Genomic DNA, 25341 nt, shown 5'->3' on the forward strand with positions numbered 1-25341 from the left:
TGCTACTCCAAGTCTGTTGAGATGTTGAAGTGTTCGCTTCGCTTGCTGCTGCACTATTTGAAGTATCGAACAGTTCCTCTGCCTGGTTAAATCATTACTTTTTCAGCAACGCCGATTAAAAAATGGGTTATGAGACATGTTAGGACTGGCTTTAAGGTGCGTTGTACTAACTCAAAAAATCTGTCTTATAAACGGTCAATTTTGCAACACAAGCAAAATTAGGGGGTTGCTGAAGTATTCGATGACAAGTTAATATCCATAGGAAAGCTAGGGCAAGTAGCACGATAGGATCTATCTCCTGGACTATCTCTCATAAATTGTTCCCACTCCTCACGAGTCAAATTGCGATTGGCAATGCTACAGGCTTTGTTTATCCATGACGCAGGATAGATATCCCACAAAATGATCTTGTTATCCCAACTACCCGAAGCCAACGTCTTGCCATCCGGACTAAATGCCACATTCTTAACGTAGCTAGTGTGACCAGCGAGAGGTACACCAATCTTCTGGCGGGTTACAACATCCCACAGGAAAATGGTATGACTTTTTCCGTCCGAATCGTCTGACACGGAAGCTAAGATTTTGCCATCTGGACTGAAGGTCACCTGCTTCACGCCAGTAGTATGACCCTGAAGAGGGCGTCCAATAGCCTTGCGAGTGCCTACATCCCAAAGGGAAATGGTTCCGTCGAAATTGCCTGAAGCTGAAGTTAAGATTTTGCCATCTGGGCTGAAAGCAATGCTTGTCACCTGATCAGTGTGAGCTTTAAGAGGTTGACCAAGCAACTGCCGAGTAGTCACATCCCACAGAAGAATCTCACCCTGTAGGCAGCCGTTTTCACTCCATTCAGAAGCTCCACTCCGCTCACCTTTCTTGCCACATCTGCCTATTGCTAACATTTTGCCATCTGGACTCAAGGCTATGCTTGCTACTACATCACTGTAAAACTTGATCGGTTTAACTAAGGGTTGTCGAGAAGTCACATCCCACAGGATGATAGTGTCCTTATCACTCGATATCAGAGTTTTACTGTCCGAGCTGAAAACCAAAAGACTGATAGTGTTAGTGTGACCAGCAAGTGGTGAGCCAAGTGCCTTATGAGTAGAGGCATCCCACAAATAGATTCCACCCTGCTGACACCCTTGGACAGTAAATTTTCTGCAACTACCTGCTGCCAATGTTTTACCGTCCGGGCTGAAGGTTAAACTTTCTACTTCATTGTGTGGACCTTTCAAAGGCTGACCTATAAGCTGGCGAGTTGCCCTATCCCACAAATGGACTTCGCCACCTTTGCAGTCAAATCTAAATTCAGCACAACCTCCAGAAGCCAGTATTTTGCCATTCGGACTAAAGGAGACACCGTTCACACGGTTGGAATTACCAGTAATAGGCTGACTTATAGGAGAAGGAGTGGAAATACCCCAAAGGCTGATTGAGCCTTGAGTGCAAAGTCCATTTGAAGCCTTCTTGCCACAACCGGCCCCAGCCCACAAGGAGGTATCGGGGTTAAAGGTAAGGCTTTTAAGCTTAGAGTTGTCACCTTTGATGACGGTAGGATAGAAAAATTCACGATTAACTGCACTTCCTATGAGGACAGTGTTGTCAGAAGTCCCCATAATTAACTCTTTTCCATCTCGGCTGAAGGCTACCTTAATCACTGTACTTTTGTCGCCTTCGAGAGGTTTCTGACGAGGCTTACCGGTGGTTATGTCCCATAGGATGACAGTGGTGTCTGCACTTCCTGAAGCCAAAGTTTTACCGTCTGGACTAAAAGCCAAGGTGTTCACACCAGCCTTGTGACCTTTGAGCAATTGACGGAGCGGTTTGCGGGTAGCTACATCCCATAGTCTGATTGTGTAATTAGGACCACTGCTCCAATAGATAGCTCCAGCACTGCCAGAAGCCAAGATTTTACCATCTGGGCTGAATGCCAAACCATACACTGCGCTAGTGTGCTCCATAAGAGGCTGCCCAAGTGGCTTGCGGGTAGCTACATTCCACAACCGGATTTTACCCTGATTGCAAGTTCCTTCTACGTCGCTCCCACCGCAACTGCCAGAAGCCAAGGTTTGACCATCTGGGCTGAAAGTTAATTCATTAACTGGATCATCATGACCTTTAAGGGGAGAACCAACAGGTAGTCCAGTAGCAACATTCCAGAGGATGATGGTACTGTCAATGCTCCCCGAAGCCAGGATTTGACCATCTGGGCTGAATGCAACACTCTTCACAGGAGCAGTGTGGCCTTTAAGGGGCTTGCCCAGAGATTGTCTAGTAGAAATATTCCATAGTCGCACTGTGTTATCGTCTCTAGTTTGGGTGCCACTAGCTGAAGCTAATATTTTGCCATTTGGGCTGAAGGCTACGCTGTTCACATCACTGGTGTGACCGTGCAGAAAACTAGTGAGGCGTCTGTATTGCAATGCGGTGAGCAGGAAGCTTTGTGCATCGATTGTCTTGGCAATTCGGTTCGCTTCCACACTTAATAACAAAGCTAAGTCGGGCTGTTGATTTAACTGAGTTTGAGCTTGTGCAACTAATTGGCTCGAGAAAGCAATCTTGGCACTCTGTTCAGCCTGGTTCTGTCCTCTTTCAGCTTGCTGCCATTGCCAAAAAGTTCCTCCAGCTAGAATCGAGACTACCGCCAAGCCACCAGTAAGCCCAAAGATAATACGCTGCCGTAGACGCAACTGCTCCTTGCGGTCTCTATCCCGAAGTTTTAAACTTATCTGAATGAACACACGCTCAGCAGGGCTTAGTTCCACGGCTCGTGACACAAGCCAACCCTCTGCTTCTGCCAAAGGCACACCACGCAACAACGCTCCTTCATCTTTACCACTAGCCTCCCACTGACGCAAAGATGCCCGCAACCTCTCCTGCCAAGTCCGGAAAGCACGGTCAAGTTCAATCCACTGGCTTAGGTGCTTCCATCCCCTAATCAACGCTTCATGCACAATCTCAACTGTCTCTTCACCCAATGCCTCATCCCTGCTGCTGACCACTAAACGAGCGTCAGCCAAGCGCGTCACTAAATCCCAGTTTTCTTCTCCCACCTCAGTGCGAGTAGCCAGACGGCGAGTATCCTCCGTTCCTTCCCCAGGACGCACCAATTGAATGAATATCCGCCGCGCCCGTTCCTTTTCTTCCTCATTGAGCCTGCCATACGCCTCCTCCGCATAGCGACTCAGGGCGGCTTCAACACCGCCAATTTCCTCGTAAGCCGCATGAGTTAGCTGAGCATCTCGCTGTTTTGCCCACAACTGATTCAGGGCAAACTCCAATAACGGCAAATCCCCCGGTTGTGTACTCACCGCATCCAAAATGCGTTGGGTCAGCCCCGACTCAATCGTTACCCCCAGCATCGCTGCTGGCTGTTCCACCGCCGCAAGCAGTTCTTCGCGGTTCATGGAGCTAAGCTTCAGGTCAGCGTACTGCAACGCATCTCCAAAAGGGCGGTAGGAAAGTGCCTGTCCTAAAAAATCAGCGCGCAACGTGAGGACGAGAGTGAAATTCGGCGTGCGCTCGACCGCTTCCAGCAAGCTATCCAGAAATAGCAGCCGCTCTCGTGCATCCCGACACAGGGTATAGAGTTCCTCAAACTGATCGACTACCAGCAACAAGCGATCGCCTAAATTCTTCTCCAAAATGCGTGCGATCACATCCCGCAACGCTAAGTCTCCCTGTTGCAGCGCTATGGTTTGCTTGTTAATTTCAAGCAGCTTGTCAGTCTCGCTCATCTGGGTTTCCAGCAAGGGCACTAGCTTAGTTGCCAGGTTGCGGAATGGGCGATCACCTGGACGGAAAGCCTCAATGAGCCAACTTTGTTCGGAACGTAACTGAGGAATGAGACCAGCAAAGACCACTGAGGACTTGCCACTCCCAGAAGGCCCGATTACTGCAACCAACGACTGTTGTTGCACCGCCTCAACCAGCATTTTGGTAAAAGCGTCCCGCCCATAAAAAAACGGTGCATCCTCCTCCCGGAAAGCAAACAAACCCCGATACGGGCAAACTTTCGTGGGGCGACGACCTAAGTCTTGCCACATTGGCGGCACGACAGCGGGATTCTGGAAAATCGCTGGCAACCAACTGGCACAGGGAAAGTTATTCTCTAAACCCTGCAACTTTAATCGGGCTTCTCGTTGTGCCAGATAGAAAGACTTATCCGTAGCAAAAGCGGCGAGAAAATCAGTTAAAAATGCCTGTGCCACTTCATCCGGCACCGGCTCGCGCATGACAATCATTTGCCCAATATGCAACTGTTCTAGCTCAAACGCTAATCCCAACCCATCACAAGAGTTGAAAATCGCCAACTGCAACCCATTCGCAACGGCATTTCTCAGAGCATAACTGAGTTCCGTAATCGTTAAGCTATCCGTCTGATTAATATAAATGCGACCCGTGTCACCTTCACTATTGCTATGACCTGCAAAAAATAGGATATCCCAGGGTTGGTTCCACAGATGGTCGTTGATGTCCTGGCGTTGAGGCTCTACCAGAAAGGTCGTTACTGCATCGGGTAAACTTTCAAGTAACTGCCGGTCTTTCTGGACATTTATTCCCGCACTATTGCCCAGAATCGCCAAGATTCTAACTTTATCTCGGTAAGTGGGCGTTTTCAATGAAGCCGATTGTGCCAATTGTTTTGATTCGGGTGCACTATAGGCAATTTCTGCTAGCAGGTTTTCCTCGACCAAATCCCACAGATGCCAGGGAAGTTTCCGCAGTTGCACACTAGAGGTGCGAATCAGCACTCGTACTTGGTCAGAGGGCGATAATTGTTGGAGCCATTTCTCCCGAATCGGACGGAAAGACTCTGAAACAAGCCAGTTATTCAGGTGCTTTCGCAGCTCAATGGCACAGTTTTCGCAATCGGAGCGCCACTCGGTGAGGGAACCACCGTAAACAATTTTTTTGGCTTTGATTCGGGACGACTTCCCAATACTGCGATAGGCTGACTGCCACTGGTCAATTGCTTTAACCAAATCCGTTGCTCTTGGCAATTGCCCAGTAACTTCTATTGAAGGCCGCTCCCCCTCTGCCCCAATCTCCAGCGTGACCCGAACTCCTTGTTCCAAATCACCATCTAGCTTCAAGACAACTAACTTTCTCATGACCAGCACCCTGTACGAGTGTTCTTACCTTCAGATGACAAAATTTTCGCTCACGCTAACATTCCCCAAAGCTACCTTGACCGTGAAATATTCTCCCGGAAAACCGCTAAATTGCAATTGAATGAAATTATTGCTGCTTCTCGTTTGGGCTTCCATAAGCACGGCACCCTCCTCATCCAGTGCCATCAGTTGGAGATTTGGCGGTAAATAGATTTGACCGCTTGTGGGACGCACCTCCACCAATATGTTCATTTCTTTATCATTTTCTGGAGTAAGCGCGACGACTAAAATTACTGACTGATCAGTCAGTTCTATCCCCAAGTCGATCCGCTTACCCCGCTCAACACTAGCTTCCGGAGTGCTTCTAAGACTCAGAGCTAGATTAGCCCGTTGGGTACCTAAAAGTGCTTCCATTGACTGCCAACTCGGCTCAAAAATGTTCTCAAACCATTGGCTTAGGTTTACCCGCATCAAGACTTGTTCGGTTTGCCTAATCTGACGTAAGTGTTCTGGCAAATCTTCTAGCGATCGCAACTCGCTGATGGGTAACTCACCGTTGCCTGCCGTTTCGCTAAATCCCAGGAGCGTCGCTTGTTTTAACGATTGGTCAAACTGTACAGCCACATAGCCAATCCGGTCTGACCAAACTTCTAGCGGAATGTAGAGAACTTTGTCTTGGGGTAATACGGGACGACACTCTAACTTGCCCAGATTTGGGATTTCCACATCGGCTACATCCAGAATAGATAGCATCACTGGGTCACGACTCTGACTGCCTTCCCAATTAGTCTCAATACCCATGCAATGCAGATAAAAATTCACGGCAGACACGGCTAAAGTATTAAGATAAACCTGCTTAGCTTTCTTTTGATTGCTTTGCTGTCTGCGAAACTGTTCGGCTAAGTGATGAGCTGACGAGCTTAGAGGAACAGTGAAGATTAAAGATTGTGATAGGTTTCTCATCATTTATTAGCCTCTAGCTTGATTCAATAGGTTATACAATATTCTCTTAACTTTGAGGAGAATTTATTTACACATCGATAATAAAAGCTACTAATTGTTTTCGCGTTAATGTCATATTCTGCTGAAATCTCTTTCCAGGATTTCCCCAGAATTCGTCGCTGAAGTAAAGCTTGAAAATTAGCGGCTGGACAATTGGGTAAGTGTTCTTTTTTAAAGAGGTTGTCTGAGTCTGATTCTATACATTCCTTAAGAATTTCTGTGAGCGACTTAGTCTCTTCAGGTGGGGCAAGATTATCCAGGTCAGATAGGGTCATTTTTTGCAGGTTCGGCTTGCCTAGAATTTTCGGAATCGCTTCTTTAAAAAATCGCCGCTCTAGCAGAACATTGGCCCATGCCATCACGCTGCCGCGTTCCGGGTTGTACTTTTCAACATTTTGGCAAATGTAAAGCAATAGTTCCTGAACTGCCTCATCATAAATATCTTCATAACTCCCGGAAAATTGGCCTCCCTGCGGACGACCAAGCCTGCCGGATTGAACAATTCCATTAACCAGCTTTTTCAAAGCTACCTGCCGCCCCTGAGTCAGTGGTAGGTGCTGCTGGGCCCAGATAGCTAGTTGTTTAAGTTGCTCATCTAATTCATTGTTTTGCACCTTATCCATCTCCGGTTCCCCAAGAACTCAAAGCAATTTAAGCAGTTCTGTTCGGCCTCGCTTCTCTCAGCATATGGTCTCGCTAGTGAATGGCACTCTGTTAAGGGAAAATTAGGCTACTTTTCGCTACCAATTTACGCTTGGTTGAACTCGCCTCAAATTGCACTTATCTAGAGTGCCGTTCAGCGAGGATTGAAAGTTCGGGTTCTATTGCCAAAATAAAACTTGCAAGCCTCTATGAACTTCTCAGCCTCTGTTCAGAAACTTTTCTTCATTAAGTAACAAAACTTTACACAAAACTCCATCTAATGTCCCTAAAACCCCTGTCGTCTATCTTTTTGGTACAATAGCTGTTAACCGCGGAAGATGCACTTAACGAAACTAAAACTTCTCTTCTTTATTATTTTTTTGCTCAGGCGAAATTTCGGATAGCAGAATTGCTGAATCTTCACCTTGCCGATATTTCACCCAGGCATTGAGTAACTCCTGAACTAGCTCAGACTTGTCTGAGCTCAAGGCTTTGCCGCTTTAGCTGTAGCAGTTCATCCTCAAAATCTAAGTCAGTTTCTTTGCGGATCTAGTACGTTCGACCAATCCAGTTCGGGTCACTCCGTTTACCCGTCGTTTGTAGTACATTATTAGTCACAGACCAGCTTTAACCAAAAGTTGAACATCTTGATTAGAACCATTGTCATTTGAGTTAAGCTCAATTTCAATTTCAAATTGCTCAATTTGTCGCTTTAACCATTCAGAAAACAAGTCGGAGAGAATTCTGTAGCGAAGCAGCTCATCTAATCGTGGCTGAATGAGTTCCTCAACCCAAATTAAGTGTGTTCCTGAAGATGTCACTATTGGTCTAAGAATCTGAGGCCCAGTGGCGGCAAAGACGGCAGCAGAAATTTCTGGCTTCAGAACTTTCCGGCTCAGCGTTCCCCGATATCCCCCAGTGCGGCGTAGCTCCGTATCCTGGATGTATTGGTGAGCCACAGAGGGAAAACTGGTCTCGCCTTCTGCGATCGCATAAAAGAGTTCCATAGCCAGGTCTTGATCGTCCAGGACTACTTCATACATGACAACCTCAGCGTAATCAAGCTGATGTTCAACAAAAAAGGGTTCGACTTGATCGGCAAAGAGATGTTGAGCCAATTTCGAGGAGACGACAGTGGCATAGACCGATTCTTCAAACTCATCTAGGGACAAACTATGTTTTTGCAGCCACAGCCAGGTATCGTCAGTACGCCGAAGATTGTTTATTAATCGGATGTTGTCTGCTGCAATCTGAAGTTCTTCAGGCTCTACTTTAATACCTAGCTCTTGGGCTGTATTGGCAAGAATCTTACGAGTAGCGATGCCTTCAATAACAGAAGGAATTTGGCAGGAGAGCTTAATTTGGTGAATAATCTCTTCACGGGAAATGGTAAGAACTTTTGACATGATAGTACTCCTAGTACGAGAGGTTAAAACAAACAGTCAAGATGTACAAATGTGAAAGTAAACGGCGGCTCTACAGTTCCAGTCCGCCTTTTTGCAGCTTCTTAAATGGATCTAGGATGAAATCAATGAGGCGACGCTGCCGGACAATTACCTCGGCTGTCGCTGTTTGACCTGGGTTCAGAACTACACGTTTGTTTTGGGTTTGGATATAAGTCTTTTCGAGGGCGATTTCCAGTTCAAAAGTTTCTAGCTGTCCTTGCGCTGTTTGCATCGGTTTGGAGTCTGGGGAAATCCAGCGCAGGTGCCCTTGCACCACTCCATAGTCTTGGAACGGATAAGCATCAAACTTCAGCTTGACAGGCATTCCCTGACGCAGGAATCCACTCTCTGGGATGGGCATCTGTGCCTTAAATACGAGGACTGCTCCCTTTGGTGCAATCTGAGCAATCATCTGACCGGGTTGTACCACAGTCCCAGCACGTTGGATAGGCAACTGAAAAATTGTGCCCTCAGTCGGTGCTCGGAACGCTCGTTGCTCTAATTGAAATTTCAAGGACTGAATTTGGCTTTTGCTCTCTTGAATTTCGGTTTGGAGGGAAGTGATTTGTGTTTGCAAGTCTTTAAGCTGTTGTTCACTTTTAAGTACAGCCAATTTACCTATCTGAATAAGGCTCTGATAGCCACTCTGTTGCTCTTTCAAGCGAGATGAGGCTTGGCGTATCTCGGCTAAGGCTTGATGAATAGTTCTCTGATAGCTGCCTTGCTGCTCTTTCAGGCGGGACTCGGCTTGACGTATCTCGGCTAAGGCGGCGGAGCGCAACCGTCGGCTCTCCTCTGCCGACCGTTCCATTTCAACAACCTTGACTTGTGGAACGACACCTTCCTGCCAGAGTTTGCGGTAGCGTTGGACTTCTACCATGTCCTTGGCAAAACGGCTGTCTGCTAGGATATGGGCAGTTTGCGTCGCACTGAGATTCGCCCTTGCCTGCTCGACTTGAGCCTGTTTTTCCTCTTGTAAGTTATAAGCAGTCTTGCTAGCGCTGAGGTTCTGCCGTGCCTGCTCGACTTGAGCCTGTTTTTCTAATTCTTGAGCCCCATTCTGTTGTTGCTGAGCGCTAATGGCGATCGCTAATTGGTTTTTCATCACCTCCAACTGCGCCAGCCGATTTAGTTGGCCTTCCAGTTTCGTCTGAGCTTGCTCAAGATCGGTGCGGAGTACATTAGACTCCAGTTCCATCAGAACCTGCCCTGCTTTTACGCTTTGACCTTCCTTGACTCTCACTTCAGTGACAGTTCCAGCAGCCGGGGCATCTAATCTTTGCGTTGCGCCTTTTGGTTCCAGTCGCCCTCTGGCGCTACCCGTCTCATCGACTTTGGACAGCATTGCCCAAGGTAAGACGATACCAGCAAATACAACCAACAGATACAGCAGTCCTCGCGTCCAAACTCTTGGCAAGCTATCAATGAGTTCCTGGGTCAAGGAAGACCAATCATTGCCAAGAGATTCAGATGATTTTGATGGAGTCTCAGGCGGTGTCCTCTTAGGAGTGGTGAGGTCTAGAAGCTCCTCAGATAAATCTTGGTCGCTGCGATAATGACCGTTCTGACTGAACTGGTCTTGTGTGCTAAATGTATTTGGCATAGTTGCTTACAATTGCTCTCAATTAATGACAGCACTAGCTCTCTCATCCAGAAGTGGGCTAAAGCAAAACATGTGAAAAACTTGAAGCCAGCGATTTTATTCAACATGCAACAGCAAGTTGCTGCTGATTAAGGTAGAAGTAGTGACCGCGTCTAGCCATTAATTCATCGTGGGTACCACTTTCAACTAAGATGCCTCTATCTAGTACCAGAATCAAGTCAGCGTTACGTACTGTGGAGAGGCGATGAGCAATCACCAGTGTTGTCCTGTCTTGGAGAATTGTGCTGAGGTTAGTCTGAATGATCCGTTCAGATTCAGCGTCAAGGCTGCTGGTGGCTTCATCTAGAATCAGTAATCGCGGATTCCCTAGAAGGGCGCGGGCGATCGCAAGCCGCTGTCGTTGTCCACCAGACAGCATTCCTCCCCCCTCACCAATTTGCGTTTCGTAGCCCATTGGCAGTTCTTTAATAAACTGATGCGCTCCTGCTTGTTGGGCTGCTTCTATAATTTCTTCCAGGGTGGATTCTGGGTGACCTACGCTAATGTTTTCGCGAATCGTACCGCCAAATAGAAAGGTATCCTGGTCAACCACACCAATCTGCTGTCGTAGCGATCGCAATGACAAACTCGTAACATCATAGCCATCAATCAAAATCTTCCCTTCTGTGGGCGGATACAGTCCCAAAATCAGCTTGGAAATCGTCGTCTTACCAGAACCACTGCGCCCCACCAGCGCTATCATTTGCCCTGGCTGCACTTGAAAACTAACATTTTCCAGCGTGTTGACATCGCTTTCAGGGTGGTAGCGGAAAGTAACTTTATCAAAGTGAATGTAGCCGTGAATTGGTGGTAAAGATTGACGAGTTGACGAGTGCAAATCCTCCTCTGGTTCAGCGTCAATCACATCGTTGATGCGCTCAACCGCAATCAGCACTTCCTGTAACTCATTCCACAGTACAATTAGTCGCTGGAAGGGATTAATCACATTGCCCAGCAACATATTGAAAGCGACTAATTGCCCAATAGTCAGCTCGTTCTGAATCACTAGCCACGCTCCAAACCACAGTAAACCTGTGCTTACTATCGCTTCGATAGTTGAGCTAAAAATGGCAAGCGTGTTGCCAATGACCTGCCCGGAAAAAGTCTTTTTAATCGACCTGCCAAACAGTTCCTCCCAATGCCAGCGCACGCTCATTTCAACCGCCATAGATTTGATTGTGCGGATGCCAGTTAGGGATTGGATCAGATACCCAGTCTCTTCGTTATGGGCACCAAAAATCTCGCGGGAGACACGCTGCAAGAATGGTGTAGCAATTAGCGCCAGCAATGCAAACGGTGGCACAATCACCAACACGAGCAGTGCCATCTTCCAGCTATACCAGAACATCAAGCCTACATAGATGAACACTGTTAGTAAATCGAGAACGATGGACAGTGCTTCACCTGTTAGAAAGCGTTGAATCTTACGATTTTCTTGAACGCGGGAAATGATGTCTCCGACGTAACGAGACTCAAAATAATTCAGGGGTAAGCGGAAGGTATGGCTAATAAACCCGACAATTAGGGCTAAATCGACTCGGTTAGCTGTATGGTCTAGAAGGTATTGCCGCAGTCCAGTCATGGCAACTCGGAATAGGCTAAAGATGAGCAAGCCCAAACCTATAGCCGTTAAGGTGAGGTTACTGCGCTGCACCACCACTCGGTCTAACAACAACTGAGTAAACAGCGGCGTAATCAGTCCGAAAATCTGAAGCAGGACTGAAGCGATGAACACCTCCAGCAATACTAACCCGTGAGGTTTTGCTAATTCAAAGAACTGCCAGAAAGGAGTAGTCGTCTCTTTAGTTTCTTTGAGTAGGGCAGTGGGTTGTAATAACAATGCATAGCCAGTCCAACCCGCTTTAAATTGTGCATGAGTGAGGGTACGCTGGCCGATTGCAGGGTCTGCAAGGATAACGCGATCGCGTGTGACTTTGTAGACGACGATGTAATGCTTGCCTTCCCAATGGACAATCGCAGGTAGGCTTTGTTGTCCAAGTTTGTCGAGGCTGGCTTTTACAGGTCGAGTCGAAAATCCAATACTTTCTGCGGCTGCTGCTAAACCTCGCAGCGATGCCCCATTGCGGTCAACGTTGGCAATATCTCGCAGTCGGTTGACGCTGAAGCGCTTACCCCAGTAGCGACTCACCATCACCAGGCAAGCTGCACCGCAGTCAGAGGCGCTTTGCTGTTCAAAGTACGGATAACGTTGAGTGAAGCGCTGCCATAACTGACCGATTTTTACAGTTGGGTTTGGGAAATAAGCCTTATTGATTTTTTTCTTGGACTCTGGGGATTTGAGATTTTGGCTCCTCCCCGAACTCCGGGGGAGTAAGGGGGGGTTAGATTTTTGATTGGGAAATTTCTCTATCTCTCCATCTCCCCCTTTCCCCATCTCCCCCTCTCCCACTGGCGGGGTGTCAGAGTTAGTGAGTTCAGCCAGTTGTGGCAAGTTAGCGAGTGCTGTTTCCCAATGAGAACATCCCAGACTGTAGAGTTGGGTTGGTTGAGTCACCTGCCAACCACGTTCCTTGGGTAATTGGGAGCAAACGTAAATATTTCCAGCAGTTAGCCTCAGTCCTGATGGGTGCAGCAGTTCCCCTCGACGCAGTAGCATTAGCTGCTGTTCTTTTAAGAGCGAAGTTGGCAGTTTACCGATTTGCAGATTGTGCTGCTCTAGGAGTGGTAGTGTTTGCATCACCCCTTCGTAAGGAGCGTTGTTAAGGGGAGGAGTTTTGCGACATAACAGCAGCAAATCCCAAAGGACTGCACAGGAGTGAAGATGCTGTCCAATAGAGGGATACTGGCGAATGAGCGATCGCAAACAATCTCCCGGAATGTAGCCGAGTTTGAGATTTATGGAAGCTCTAGCGGCGTAAGGCTGAAAGTGTTCTTCTGGAAACAGGGTTAGCTCACCGAATGATGCACCTACGCCTACGGAAGCAATTAAGTTATCGGTGCGGTCAAGTAGTCTGACTTTACCTGCCAGGATTATATAGATGCCAACAGTCGCGTCTGCTGTCTGCCAGAACGGTTTGCCTGCACTTGGCTGTAGAATTTCAATTTGCTTGCAGCAGTTTGAGAGTTCCTGCTCTGAAAGAGGTTGACCCAAGCTTTTTGCGAGGTGTTGACCTAGCTGTTGGGTTGAAAATTCTGATGATTTCTGAACCATGACTTGCACAGAAGGTTAACGGCAGAATTAGTTACTCGTCTTGATGAGATTGAGCGACCACAGGAAATTAGGATCGGGGGAAGAGTGTAGGTCGCGAATGGTAATGTTGGAGTCCTTTGTGCCATCAGTACCTAACTGTGTGCTCTCGCTTCTTTGTCGAGTGGAAAGCCCCATCTCCTTAAGCAGGCGGTTGATGTGGCAATCGCTAACCTTAATACCCAGTTCTTTTGCCAGATGCTTTCCTAACCATTGCGCTGTCCACCGTTGAAATGGATAGCCATACTCGCGAGGGCTATGGCTTGCCAGTTCTTTTAAGCGATCGAGATATTGCTCGTTAACTGTCTTGGGGCGTCCCATCGGGTGGTCGTTCCAGTGGTGAGCCTGACCTGTCTGTGCCATGACTATCCAGTACCGTGCCATCTCCGGAGAACAGCCCAAGGCTTTGCAGATTTGGGCTTGAGATTGACCCTTATCTGCCAGCAGCATGATTTCAATGCGACGACGGTACTCTGGGCGTAAATCGGCTTGTAGGCTCTTTAGCAAAAGCTTGCGCTGAAAAGGTGTTAAGTATAGACCTTGCTTTTCCACAGCAATTCCTCGTGGTAGAACTTGCAATGCGGGGCTAGAAGTTGATCCGGATGCTCCTTGCTTTCCCTCTGTCTACTTCTCGGAGTCAAAAGACTAGGAATTCTACAATTCGTTACAAAGCTTCACATTAAGTTGGTGAGCGCTTAGAAGTCTGGCTTTTCAGGGGTTGGTGCTGTGACAGGGCAGAAGTAGCGATCGCTTATGACCATGAGGTTAGAGATATATATTCAGTATCAAAGTGCATAAATTGGAATAGCTCAGCGCATCGTTACGCCTTTATTGGAAAGATTAAAATACATCTACTTTTGGGAAACTAAAAATTTGAATAATGGAAACATAATTCAAGGAGTTATGCCTGGAAAAGAAGACTTAAACACTTGAAATAATAGATTTAATTTCACAAGATTGAAATGGGATTAGTCAACATCCCGCTAATCCATTCCAAATAACTTCATCTAAGAGGAAAAATTCAATGGCTAATATTGCAATTTCTGATCTGCGCCCTGCTGGTTCTGAGTTGTTTTTTGATTCTGAAGGTTACATGAATAATCTAGATGACAGCGAAGTTGACATTGTCAATGGTGGGTGCTATACACCTGCTTTCCCGTTGTGTGCACGTTCTTCAATTCGTTGCGTTAAAGTGAGTGCTGCTGTTACCAAAGCAGGCATTAAGTATGTCACTAAGCGTTTGGACTGATCGATAGGAATATTGAGGCAGTCCAGCTAGTCAAAAAGTTGTTTAAAGCAATATTCAGCTTATTGCGGTCAAACACTATAAACCAGAACAATTTGTCCTTCAGATAAGCCTATGGGCATTTAGTTTACAAGAGGACTGGCTCTGTTACAAAAACTGTCTCAAGATGTGAAGCAGTGCCAAACTAGTTTAGCACTGCTTCTATAAACCAATAAACTTTACTTATTGTGCTAAGAGATATAGCAGAATCTCTCAAAAAGTTTAAGAGCAGTTTAGTAAAAAAAAATAACTGAGTAAGAAATACTTAGATAACGGTCTAAGTAGTTTTAATCAAGACAACTTTTTCGAGGCTAATAGTAGATATTAAAATGAAACTTTTTATTCTATCGTAAGTCGTCAGATACAATAATAAATTTTACTAAATCAGGTTTTAGGAGGTTCTAATAATGGCATTTTTGTTAAGCACTAATAATGTCTTAAAGTATTTAGTTAGGCAAGGCATCTGTACTCAGCAAGCCCCTAACTTGAGCCAGATTGAGCCAAAAGTTGCCAAAAACTTTAACTTATTAATGAGCTTACAAGACGGTCGCCAACTTCTCGTTAAGCAAGAGCGTTACGATCGAGAAGGAAAAACGGCTGGCGAGTTTTGGAACGAGTGGCGAATTCAAGAGTTTTTACAACGTTTCCCAGAGCTTAGATACACTCGTTCAATGCTTTCGGAGGCACTCCATTTTGATGCGGAGCATTCAATTATTGTTTTCAACTATCTCAACGACTGTTGCGATATAGCGGAATTCTACACAAAAGAGAATGTTTTCCCAACTGCGATCGCAACTTCAATTGGCACTACTCTAGCCACAATCCATCGTGTTACATTCAACCATCAGGAGTACCAGGATTTCTTCTTTCAAAATTCCGGAGATGTACCCATTGACCAAACCTCTAAATTTGTTCGTGGGCTAGAACGGATTAATCCTGAAGTTTTCGGTCAATTTCCTGCTGACGGTCTCAAATTCTTTGCACTCTATCAGCGCTATGACAGCTTGGGAAAAGCGATCGCAGAACTCGCCACTGCCTTCGAGCCTTGTTGTCTGACGCACAATGACCTCAAGCTGAACAACATCCTTTTGCACAACGATTGGGAGCAAGCTCTCTCAAAAGCTGAGCCATCAAGTAACAGTGTCATTCGACTAATTGATTGGGAACGCGGCAATTGGGGAGACCCTGCATTCGATTTAGGAATGCTCATCGCCAGCTATTTACAAATTTGGCTGGGTAGCTTGGTTGTTAGTAAATCTATCGATGTCGAGGAATCTCTGCGCCTTGCGATGACTCCGCTCGAACAGCTTCAACCTTCCATTGCTGCCCTTACTAGGGCTTATCTCGGCAACTTTCCAGAAATTGTGGAGCGCCGTCCTGACTTTTTGAGACGAGTTGTGCAGTTTTCTGGTCTTGCCTTAATTCAACAAATTCAGGCAATGCTTCAGTACCAAAAATCCTTTGGTAATACGGGTATCTGTATGCTTCAGGTTGCCAAGAGTTTACTGTGCCGCCCGGAACAATCAATCCCGACTGTTTTTGGAGTGGCAGAAGCTGAACTCACTAGCCTCAGCCGTTCTCTTGCTTAAGTAGTTTTAGTTGCACCCAAACCATTATGCAATTACTAGATACGCTCCCAAGTCAACTGCCAGCTTCTGCGCCAAATCAAGTGCTGGATTCTCTGCAAGATATCGTCAACAACGTTCAGATCCAGCCCAACTTCTATATTAGCCATTCAGCTTACAAACCCTTGGAGCTTCCTGCTGAGGTGGTAGCTCGTTTTCAGCGAATACCTTTGGAGCTTCAAAATAAGTATCTGAGTCTACAACTACAAAGTTTTCTCTACGGCATCTATTACAACGGCTCCATGCAAGCTGCCCTTGCACCGGATGCAAGTTCAGCTGACCCAGCACTTCATCAGAATCTAGAGAACAATACTTTTCTGGGGGTAGACCTGGAGTTTTACGATCGCCTGCATAAAAGCAATACCGGAGACGGCTACTTTGACCCAGGTTGGCAGGTGTTACGGCAGGAACCTGATGGTAGTCTCGCTGTGACAAAGGGCGGTTTGACTTTGCACATTGAGCGCGAACAACATCTACAACCAGCTGAACAATCCGCCGCTGTAGGCGACTCGGTCGCCATTCGGATGCCCCGTAATCTAGTTCAAAACGGGTTCTACATGGCGGTAAGCAATGCGGGTCCAGACACTCATCCTCAGACAGTGAGAGTCTACTTTAATTTAAGCCCTGAAGGTGCAGTTGCCGTTATGGAAAGTCTAACGCGGCAACTGAATGAAATCAGAATTCCCTTTACCTTTAAGGTGCTATACAACCCTTCGGACTACGGGCGCTATGACTCAGGGGTTGTCTACTTTGAAAAAAGTAACTATCAAACAGTCCGGCAAGTGCTAAGAAGTGTTTATGCAGAAAACCAATTGCATTTTCGGACGGAAGTACCCCTGTTCACAAAGTTACTTGCGCCTGGGCTTGCTCTAGCAGAAGAACCAGATTGCAAATTTGCTGCTGTAGAGAGTTTTGGAATGAACCGCTGCCAAATTGTCGCCAATGGCTTGCTGGAAGCTCGGCAAAACGGTGATGAATCTCCAGACAGTCGGATGGCATCTATCCATCAACACTTCTCCCTCCTAGGGATTGACTGGCAGCGCTCCTACCTCAATGCCAACTCTGAAGACATCTACACCCCATTAGACCTATGAAATTAACTGATCTCGCGCCGCCTAAAGTAGTCTCAGCCAGCGAAGTCAGCCATGCAGCGGATAAATTCCCAGAGTCGGATTTGCCCTTTTACCGCAAACTGGGGCGGACTGATTTAACAGTCAGCTGTCTCGGCTTGGGCGGCGGCGGCAGCATCTCCAGTGAAGATACCCTCTATGCCTTCGACAGGGGGATTAACTACTTTTTCTACTCTAGTGACCTGCACCACTATATCTACAGTCCGATGGCTGGGGCACTGCGCCAACTGTGTGGGCGTGGCTCCTCGGTACGAGAAAAAGTGGTGCTGGCAACCGTGACTTACATCAAAAGTCCGGAGATGGCACTAGCCGCTCTATTAGATCAGTTCGTGGAACTGGGGATTGACTACATTGATGTGTTGTTCTGGGGCTGGATTGGTTCCAATGATGGGCAAGCTTTAGAGGATTGCTTGCAGCTTGCCCCCGATTTGAGAGGCGCTAATAGCGTTTATCAGCGCACCATCGAAAGAATGTTTGGCACCTCTGAACGCCTCAAGAAAATGGGAGCCGTTCGCTATATCGGTGCATCGTTCCACGATGTCAATCTAGCTCAACAGTGGTCGCATAGCCCCCTGTTAGATGTCGTCATGGTCAGACACAATGTTGCTCATCGCTCTGCCCAGAGCCAAGTGTTCAATCAGCTAGATGCCCAAGACCCTTCTCGACCGGGTATCGTCACGTTCAAGTCAACAGGTTCTCACACAGGTGTCCTCTGGGATGCCCCTCTTGGTCTACCAAAAGCGTGCTGGCGACCTACTGTTCCCGACCTATACCGCTACTCCTTAAGTCAGAACTGTGTCGATGTTTGCTTAACCGGTTTGACTCGGCGCGAAGAAGTTGATGCGGCGATATCTGGAGTCCAGCAGGGCAAACTCACGACTGCTGAACTTGAATACCTCAACCTTTACGGCGATTTACATCGCAATAAGCTGACAATCCCAGAAATTCCCCCTGAAAAATTGCTTTACCGCAGCTAAGCGGCAATTCTTGCACCAAAATTTACTCTCAAGGGAGAACAAAGAAATGACACAAACTATAGAAAAAACGGAATTGGAGTCCCCACAGAAATTTGTACTACCAGAAATTGCCCCTGCAACCAATGAAGATATTATTGCTTACCTGCGCCGTTCTCACAAAATTGCTGAAATAGCAGCTTTTGCTGAATGTGATGCATTAGTTTTGAACATCTGCGAACAGCTCGGCATTACTGTTTCTGATGAAGAATTGCAAGCAGCAGGAGATGCATTTCGTCTAGAACACAAATTGCTGGGGGCTTCAGAAACCTCAACGTGGCTTCAAAAGCAGCGTATTACCGTAGAAGATTGGTCTCAAGGTATCAGAGTAGCCCTACTCACAAAGAAGTTAAAAGAACATCTGTTTGGAGACACTGTGGATGCTCATTATCTGAGCAACCGTAATGATTATAAACGTGTTGCCTTGTCTCAGATTTTAGTTGGCGACCTGATAGAAGCTCGGAAAGTAACCTATGCAATCCGGGAGGAAAACGCTTCTTTTTGTGCTTTAGCCTTGGAACATTCAAAGGGTAAGCAGTCTCAAGAAAATGGCGGCTTTGTTGGTATTCGCTTTCTTTCAGCTCTCTTGCCGGAAATTGCACAGGCGATTTCCGAAGCGAAAGAAGGCGAAGTAATTGAACCTGTCCAAACAAGACTTGGTTATCACATCATTAAAATTGAAAAATGGTTTCCAACTGAACTCAGTGAATCAGTCAGAGAGGAAATTTTAGAATCCCTTTTTCAGGTTTGGTTACGGGAGCCAGTCAATTCTGCCCCTCATATTTAACGGTTTCAATAAAATAGCTGATTGTAGATTTAGGAGGATTTCTGAGTTAATTTTGGTAGAGTTGCCAGAATCAGTACAACAGCCGTGTATAGCGATCGCTAACGCATTGATGCTAGAGTGGATAGCCATTGACTGGCGTTTAAAACCAACAGGTGAATACGTGTTCCTAAATGCCAATACCAGTCCTATGTTTCTGCACTTTGAGCATCAAACTGGTTTCCCCATCACTCAGGAATTAGTCAAGCTGTTGATGAATTAGGCGAATGCTACTCATCCGTCAATTCCAACATTGCACCTCAGAGCAACGCCAGTGTCATTACTGAGCCAGCTGGAAGGATGCATCTGGAGATGCGATCGCTCCTCAATTTAGTCACGCATTGCCATCTCGCCTCCTGACTCGATGTCTTCAATCCTTTTAATTAGAAACAGCTTTGCCACTCTTTACTTGCTAAGATGTTCCTACTTCTGAGTTCCAATGTGCTCACAGAGCCACTTATCGCTCTCCGTGATATTAGGGTTGGTCTTTTGAGCGCGCAGCCAATCGCAACCGTGCACCAGTAAATCTTCTAAATCGAAATTCCATAGAATTATTGTGCCATCACTACTTGCAGAAGCAATCGTCTTGCCATCAGGGCTGAAGCTGACGCTAGTAACTGAACCACTATGCCCTTTAAGGGTGTGCAATTGTTCGCCGACAATACTCATACTCCAGAGTTTGACAGTTTTATCCTCACTTGCAGAAACAATCGTCTTGCCATCAGGGCTGAAGCTGACACTGGTAACTGCACCGCTATGCCCTTTGATATCTAATTTAGTGGAGTACCATTCTATTTTCGTGTCTATTCCGCTATCACCCATGCTCGATATATCACCTATGCTTGGTATATCATCGCTCGGTGCTTCTCTACGCTCGTAAGTTGTATATGTATATTTCACAACATTGTTATCCGCCCTCCAGATTGGGATAGTTATATCCCTCGTACTCGTACTAAAGAGACTGTCATCCTTGCTCCAGACTTTGACAGTTTTATCCTCACTTGCAAAAGCAATCGTCTCGCCGTCGGGGCTGAAGCTGACGCTAATCAACAAATAGGCTTCCCCTTCTTTCCCTCCGGGGATAACTCCTTCTTTCGCTTCGGGGATAACTCCTTCCCCGTCGGGGATGAGCACAAATTCTCTGCTCTCAATACTCCAGCGTTTGACAGTTTTACCACCACTTACAAAAGTAATAGTCTTGCCGTCAGGACTGAAGCAAACGCTAGTAACCCCCCCACTTTGCCCTTTGAGGCTGTGCAATTCTGTGCCATCAATACTCCAGAGTTTGACGCTGCCATCACTACTTGCAGAAGCAATCGTCTTGCCATCGGGGCTGAAGCTGACGCTAGTAACCCCCCCACTATGCCCTTTGAAGGTGTGCAATTCTGTGCTATCAGTACTCCAGAGTTTGACGGTCTTATCCTCACTTGCAGAAGCAATAGTCTTGCCGTCGGGGCTGAAGCTGACACTAGTAACCTTACTGCTATGCCCTTTGAAGGTGTGCAATTCTGTGCCATCAATACTCCAGAGTTTGACGGTTTTATCCTCGCTGGCAGAAGCAATGGTCTTGCCGTCGGGGCTGAAGCTAGTATTCCCCCCGCTATACCCTTTGAGGATTCGCAGTTCTCTCAACCCATAAACTACCTGCTGCAATGTAGCTACAACCTGTGTCCGGGTATCGGCTTGTGTCTCCCAGGTTGACCATTTCAGTAGCAACCCTGCTCTTAAACTTTCTATCAGTGCCTCCGACCGATTACCCGCATTGAAAAGGGCTTGTGAACGTTCACTAAGGCTATTGAGTTCGGCATTAGTTCGACCTATTTCAGCTCGCATCCGTTCTGTGTTGGCTTGCTGCCATTGCCAAAAAGCTCCTACAGCCAAAATCGAGACTACCCCCAAACCACCGACAAGCCCCATGATAGTACGTTGCCGTCGGCGCTCCTGCTCCTTACGCTCTCTATCCCGCAGTTCCAAACTTATCTGAATGAACACACGCTCAGTAGGGCTTAGTTCCACGGCTCGTGACACAAGCCAACCCTCTGCTTCTGCCAAAGGCACACCACGCAACAACGCTCCTTCATCTTTACCACTAGCCTCCCACTGACGCAAAGATGCCCGCAACCTCTCCTGCCAAGTCCGGAAAGCACGGTCAAGTTCAATCCACTGGCTTAGGTGCTTCCATCCCCTAATCAACGCTTCATGCACAATCTCAACTGTCTCTTCACCCAATGCCTCATCCCTGCTGCTGACCACTAAACGAGCGTCAGCCAAGCGCGTCACTAAATCCCAGTTTTCTTCTCCCACCTCAGTGCGAGTAGCCAGACGGCGAGTATCCTCCGTTCCTTCCCCAGGACGCACCAATTGAATGAATATCCGCCGCGCCCGTTCCTTTTCTTCCTCATTGAGCCTGCCATACGCCTCCTCCGCATAGCGACTCAGGGCGGCTTCAACACCGCCAATTTCCTCGTAAGCCGCATGAGTTAGCTGAGCATCTCGCTGTTTTGCCCACAACTGATTCAGGGCAAACTCCAATAACGGCAAATCCCCCGGTTGTGTACTCACCGCATCCAAAATGCGTTGGGTCAGCCCCGACTCAATCGTTACCCCCAGCATCGCTGCTGGCTGTTCCACCGCCGCAAGCAGTTCTTCGCGGTTCATGGAGCTAAGCTTCAGGTCAGCGTACTGCAACGCATCTCCAAAAGGGCGGTAGGAAAGTGCCTGTCCTAAAAAATCAGCGCGCAACGTGAGGACGAGAGTGAAATTCGGCGTGCGCTCGACCGCTTCCAGCAAGCTATCCAGAAATAGCAGCCGCTCTCGTGCATCCCGACACAGGGTATAGAGTTCCTCAAACTGATCGACTACCAGCAACAAGCGATCGCCTAAATTCTTCTCCAAAATGCGTGCGATCACATCCCGCAACGCTAAGTCTCCCTGTTGCAGCGCTATGGTTTGCTTGTTAATTTCAAGCAGCTTGTCAGTCTCGCTCATCTGGGTTTCCAGCAAGGGCACTAGCTTAGTTGCCAGGTTGCGGAATGGGCGATCACCTGGACGGAAAGCCTCAATGAGCCAACTTTGTTCGGAACGTAACTGAGGAATGAGACCAGCAAAGACCACTGAGGACTTGCCACTCCCAGAAGGCCCGATTACTGCAACCAACGACTGTTGTTGCACCGCCTCAACCAGCATTTTGGTAAAAGCGTCCCGCCCATAAAAAAACGGTGCATCCTCCTCCCGGAAAGCAAACAAACCCCGATACGGGCAAACTTTCGTGGGGCGACGACCTAAGTCTTGCCACATTGGCGGCACGACAGCGGGATTCTGGAAAATCGCTGGCAACCAACTGGCACAGGGAAAGTTATTCTCTAAACCCTGCAACTTTAATCGGGCTTCTCGTTGTGCCAGATAGAAAGACTTATCCGTAGCAAAAGCGGCGAGAAAATCAGTTAAAAATGCCTGTGCCACTTCATCCGGCACCGGCTCGCGCATGACAATCATTTGCCCAATATGCAACTGTTCTAGCTCAAACGCTAATCCCAACCCATCACAAGAGTTGAAAATCGCCAACTGCAACCCATTCGCAACGGCATTTCTCAGAGCATAACTGAGTTCCGTAATCGTTAAGCTATCCGTCTGATTAATATAAATGCGACCCGTGTCACCTTCACTATTGCTATGACCTGCAAAAAATAGGATATCCCAGGGTTGGTTCCACAGATGGTCGTTGATGTCCTGGCGTTGAGGCTCTACCAGAAAGGTCGTTACTGCATCGGGTAAACTTTCAAGTAACTGCCGGTCTTTCTGGACATTTATTCCCGCACTATTGCCCAGAATCGCCAAGATTCTAACTTTATCTCGGTAAGTGGGCGTCTTCGATGAAGCCGATTGTGCCAATTGTTTTGATTCGGGTGCACTATAGGCAATTTCTGCTAGCAGGTTTTCCTCGACCAAATCCCACAGATGCCAGGGAAGTTTCCGCAGTTGCACACTAGATGAGCGAATCAGCACTCGCACTTCCTCAGAGGGTGATAATTGTTGGAGGCATTTCTCCCGAATCGGACGGAAAGACTCTGAAACAAGCCAGTTATTCAGGTGCTTTCGCAGCTCAATGGCACAGTTTTCGCAATCGGAGCGCCACTCGGTGAGGGAACCACCGTAAACAATTTTTTTGGCTTTGATTCGGGACGACTTCCCAATACTGCGATAGGCTGACTGCCACTGGTCAATTGCTTTAACCAAATCGATTGCTGGTGGTAGTTGACCGATAGTTTCTGTATTGGGGCGTTCTCCCTCTGCCCCAATCTCCAGCGTGACCTGAACTCCTTGTTCCAAATCACCATCTAGCTTTAGGACAACTAACTTTCTCATGACCAGCACCCTGTACGAGTGTTCTTACCTTCAGATGACAAAATTTTCGCTCACGCTAACATTCCCCAAAGCTACCTTGACGGTAAAACATTCTCCCAGAAAACCACTAAACTGTAATTGAATGAAATTATTGCTGCTTCTCGTTTGGGCTTCCATAAGCACGGCACCCTCCTCATCCAGTGCCATCAGTTGGAAATTTGGCGGTAAATAGATTTGACCGCTTGTGGGACGCACCTGCACCAATATGTTCATTTCTTTATCATTTTCTGGAGTCAGCGCGACGACTAAAATTACCTATTGACCCGTTAGTTCTATCCCCAAGTCAATCCGCGTATCCCGCTCAACACTAGCTTCCGGAGTGCTTCTAAGACTCAGATCTAGTGTAATCAGCTTGTAAAGTACCGAGGCTAGAGGAGTCGGGGCTTTTGGAGAGAGTATATTTATATATTGCCCCTCGTTGCTGCTTCTCTATATTTGGGTCTATAGAGAAAAAATTCCTGTATTTCTGAATGACGATCGCATTCTTCGCCGCGGTTCAGGAGTCCTGCTCAATCAAACCAGAGCTTTCGATTGGAGTTGATAGAGTATTTTCTTCCATTCCGGAATACTTAACTTTCCCGACTGGCGATCGCATTTTTGGCCGCGGTTCAGGAATTCTTACCCATAAAACCAGAACCCTCGATTGGAGTAAAGAGAGGATTTTCCTTCAAGTCAGAATACATGGTTTCCCCGACTCTAACCTACTTTTGCCATCCCACCTGCGACTTTTCCATGAGGTCTATTGTTTCAAAGACATAAGTCACCCCGCAGATCGCGCAGATCGCACCCTGCAAGCTTCGCTTCTACCTTGCCGCATTGCTCTTGAAGCGAAGAGATCGCACCCTTGACCGCGGCGGCGGTTAGTCTTGAACAGATAAGTCGCGATCGCACTCGCGCACAACTTCCACTTCCTTTGGTTCAGATACCTCTGCAATCCAACAGATTTTCTCTTGCCACTCCATCGGGCATCGTGTCCCCAGCATGAGTGATTCTGGCATCTATGCCGACTCTGCTATCAGTTACCAATCAAAGGTAGCCGATTTTACTTGATGACGGTGATAGCAGCACAGGCATAAGCAAAAATCATCGATTGCCCCCGAAACCCTGATTCTCTCGTGAGGCGGATGGAGCGGGATTGATAAGCCCGGTTGAATCCGGCAATCTGAAATCTTTAAAACAACGCTATAGCTATACTTTTCGGCATCTATTCCACGAAACTCCTATTTCGTGTAATCTAGCTAAGAACTAGCTTATAGCAGCATGAAGGTTAGGGGCAACGGGCAAGGGAAAGTTCTCACCGCAGATGAATTGAGGCGGTTGTTCACCGATGGGTTAAATTCGCCACGCGATCGCGCTCTATTTGCCATCTGTCTTTTTACTGGATGTCGTGTATCGGAGGCACTGGCGCTCCAAACTACGGACATTAAAAGTGGAACGTTGACTTTCAGGAAGTCTACCACGAAGGGAAAACTAAAAACCCGCGTTGTGGACATTCAACCTGCATTAGCGGCAATACTGGCAGAGTACCAGCTTCTCAAGCCAGGGGCGTTGTTTCCATCTGGAGTCAGGGGAAAGGAACACTTGACTCGGTTTATGGCTGATAAGATTTTGAAGGATGCTTGTCGCCGGATGGGAGTAGAGGGAGTCAGTACCCACAGCTTTAGGCGCACTGCTCTGACTCAAATGCACAATGCTGGGATACCGCTACGACACATTCAGGAGATATCCGGACACAATGACCTGGGTACTTTGCAGCGCTACTTGGAAGTGTCGCCAGAGCAGAAGCGTAAGGCGGTATCGATGATTGGTTGGTAAGGATGCGATCGCCAGTCGGGAACTCCTCAAAAGTTATGTACAGTGCCTTTTTAATTGTTGTGGAGACATATTAGTGTCGTTAAAGCACCAAAGCTAGACTTAGCTGCCTTTGGGCTTGGAGCCAGGGCACTGCGTCTATTTTAGACAGTCCAATAATGACCCCGATTTACCTTGTGCGATCGCTCAAACCGCT

General features: G+C 47.2%; 18 protein-coding genes and 2 pseudogenes. 9 read left to right on the top strand and 11 right to left on the bottom strand.

Features of this window, described 5'->3' with window-relative positions:
* Window positions 1-90 (top strand): annotated as a pseudogene (locus H6F74_RS27290) (IS1 family transposase); the annotation flags it as partial.
* A gap of 128 nt (window positions 91-218) precedes the next feature.
* Here H6F74_RS27290 and H6F74_RS27295 read toward each other — a convergent pair.
* From H6F74_RS27295 to H6F74_RS27325, 8 genes are all read right to left on the bottom strand, one after another.
* Window positions 219-5114, bottom strand: a complete 4896-nt coding sequence (locus H6F74_RS27295) for a CHAT domain-containing protein (RefSeq protein ID WP_190445251.1) — start codon at window positions 5112-5114, stop codon at window positions 219-221.
* 30 nt (window positions 5115-5144) lie between these two features.
* Window positions 5145-6080, bottom strand: a complete 936-nt coding sequence (locus tag H6F74_RS27300; protein ID WP_190445252.1) for a DUF1822 family protein — start codon at window positions 6078-6080, stop codon at window positions 5145-5147.
* A 20-nt stretch (window positions 6081-6100) separates the two neighbouring features.
* A complete protein-coding gene (locus H6F74_RS27305) occupies window positions 6101-6739 on the bottom strand; it encodes a sigma-70 family RNA polymerase sigma factor (protein ID WP_199301675.1) in 639 nt (212 codons plus the stop codon).
* A gap of 372 nt (window positions 6740-7111) precedes the next feature.
* A complete protein-coding gene (locus H6F74_RS30770; protein WP_277875878.1) occupies window positions 7112-7246 on the bottom strand; it encodes a hypothetical protein in 135 nt (44 codons plus the stop codon).
* Window positions 7247-7372: 126 nt separating this feature from the next.
* Entirely contained in the window at window positions 7373-8164 is a 792-nt protein-coding gene (locus H6F74_RS27310) for a peptidylprolyl isomerase (protein ID WP_190445253.1), read from the bottom strand.
* Window positions 8165-8234: 70 nt separating this feature from the next.
* The gene (locus H6F74_RS27315; protein WP_190445254.1) at window positions 8235-9806 is read right to left on the bottom strand and encodes an HlyD family efflux transporter periplasmic adaptor subunit; all 1572 of its coding nucleotides are present in this window, start codon (window positions 9804-9806) and stop codon (window positions 8235-8237) included.
* Between the two features lie 100 nt (window positions 9807-9906).
* On the bottom strand, window positions 9907-13017 hold the full coding sequence (locus H6F74_RS27320) for a peptidase domain-containing ABC transporter (RefSeq protein WP_190445255.1): 3111 nt from the start codon (window positions 13015-13017) through the stop codon (window positions 9907-9909).
* A gap of 27 nt (window positions 13018-13044) precedes the next feature.
* Window positions 13045-13605: a helix-turn-helix domain-containing protein gene (locus tag H6F74_RS27325; protein WP_347269561.1), complete on the bottom strand. Its 561-nt coding sequence runs from the start codon at window positions 13603-13605 to the stop codon at window positions 13045-13047.
* 472 nt (window positions 13606-14077) lie between these two features.
* Between H6F74_RS27325 and H6F74_RS27330 the strand changes: the two genes are divergently transcribed.
* From H6F74_RS27330 to H6F74_RS27355, 6 genes and pseudogenes are all read left to right on the top strand, one after another.
* On the top strand, window positions 14078-14302 hold the full coding sequence (locus tag H6F74_RS27330; RefSeq protein WP_190445257.1) for a hypothetical protein: 225 nt from the start codon (window positions 14078-14080) through the stop codon (window positions 14300-14302).
* A 443-nt stretch (window positions 14303-14745) separates the two neighbouring features.
* Window positions 14746-15927, top strand: a complete 1182-nt coding sequence (locus H6F74_RS27335) for an aminoglycoside phosphotransferase family protein (protein ID WP_190445258.1) — start codon at window positions 14746-14748, stop codon at window positions 15925-15927.
* A 26-nt stretch (window positions 15928-15953) separates the two neighbouring features.
* Entirely contained in the window at window positions 15954-17057 is a 1104-nt protein-coding gene (locus tag H6F74_RS27340; RefSeq protein WP_190445259.1) for a T3SS effector HopA1 family protein, read from the top strand.
* Window positions 17054-18070 (top strand): aldo/keto reductase, encoded by a 1017-nt coding sequence (locus H6F74_RS27345; protein WP_190445260.1) that lies wholly within the window; start codon window positions 17054-17056, stop codon window positions 18068-18070. Before H6F74_RS27340 ends, H6F74_RS27345 begins: the two co-directional genes overlap by 4 nt.
* A 46-nt stretch (window positions 18071-18116) precedes the next feature.
* Window positions 18117-18893, top strand: coding sequence for a peptidylprolyl isomerase (locus tag H6F74_RS27350; RefSeq protein ID WP_190445261.1), 777 nt, complete (start codon window positions 18117-18119; stop codon window positions 18891-18893).
* A gap of 40 nt (window positions 18894-18933) precedes the next feature.
* Window positions 18934-19152 (top strand): annotated as a pseudogene (locus H6F74_RS27355) (hypothetical protein); the annotation flags it as partial.
* Window positions 19153-19352: 200 nt separating this feature from the next.
* Here H6F74_RS27355 and H6F74_RS27360 read toward each other — a convergent pair.
* Together H6F74_RS27360 and H6F74_RS27365 are read right to left on the bottom strand one after the other, a co-directional pair.
* A complete protein-coding gene (locus tag H6F74_RS27360) occupies window positions 19353-23294 on the bottom strand; it encodes a CHAT domain-containing protein (protein ID WP_190445262.1) in 3942 nt (1313 codons plus the stop codon).
* 30 nt (window positions 23295-23324) lie between these two features.
* Window positions 23325-23585, bottom strand: coding sequence for a DUF1822 family protein (locus H6F74_RS27365; protein WP_347269563.1), 261 nt, complete (start codon window positions 23583-23585; stop codon window positions 23325-23327).
* A gap of 218 nt (window positions 23586-23803) precedes the next feature.
* Here H6F74_RS27365 and H6F74_RS27370 point away from each other — a divergent pair, with 218 nt between their 5' ends.
* On the top strand, window positions 23804-24181 hold the full coding sequence (locus tag H6F74_RS27370) for a hypothetical protein (protein ID WP_190445264.1): 378 nt from the start codon (window positions 23804-23806) through the stop codon (window positions 24179-24181).
* 12 nt (window positions 24182-24193) lie between these two features.
* On the opposite strand, the gene H6F74_RS27375 is transcribed toward H6F74_RS27370, so the two are convergent.
* Window positions 24194-24331 (bottom strand): hypothetical protein, encoded by a 138-nt coding sequence (locus tag H6F74_RS27375; RefSeq protein ID WP_190445265.1) that lies wholly within the window; start codon window positions 24329-24331, stop codon window positions 24194-24196.
* Between the two features lie 262 nt (window positions 24332-24593).
* Here H6F74_RS27375 and H6F74_RS27380 point away from each other — a divergent pair, with 262 nt between their 5' ends.
* Window positions 24594-25148, top strand: a complete 555-nt coding sequence (locus H6F74_RS27380; protein ID WP_190445266.1) for a site-specific integrase — start codon at window positions 24594-24596, stop codon at window positions 25146-25148.
* Window positions 25149-25341: the final 193 nt, after the last annotated feature.

The sequence above is a fragment of the Trichocoleus sp. FACHB-90 genome (assembly GCF_014695505.1).
Taxonomy (GTDB): Bacteria; Cyanobacteriota; Cyanobacteriia; order Cyanobacteriales; family FACHB-T130; genus Funiculus; species Funiculus sociatus.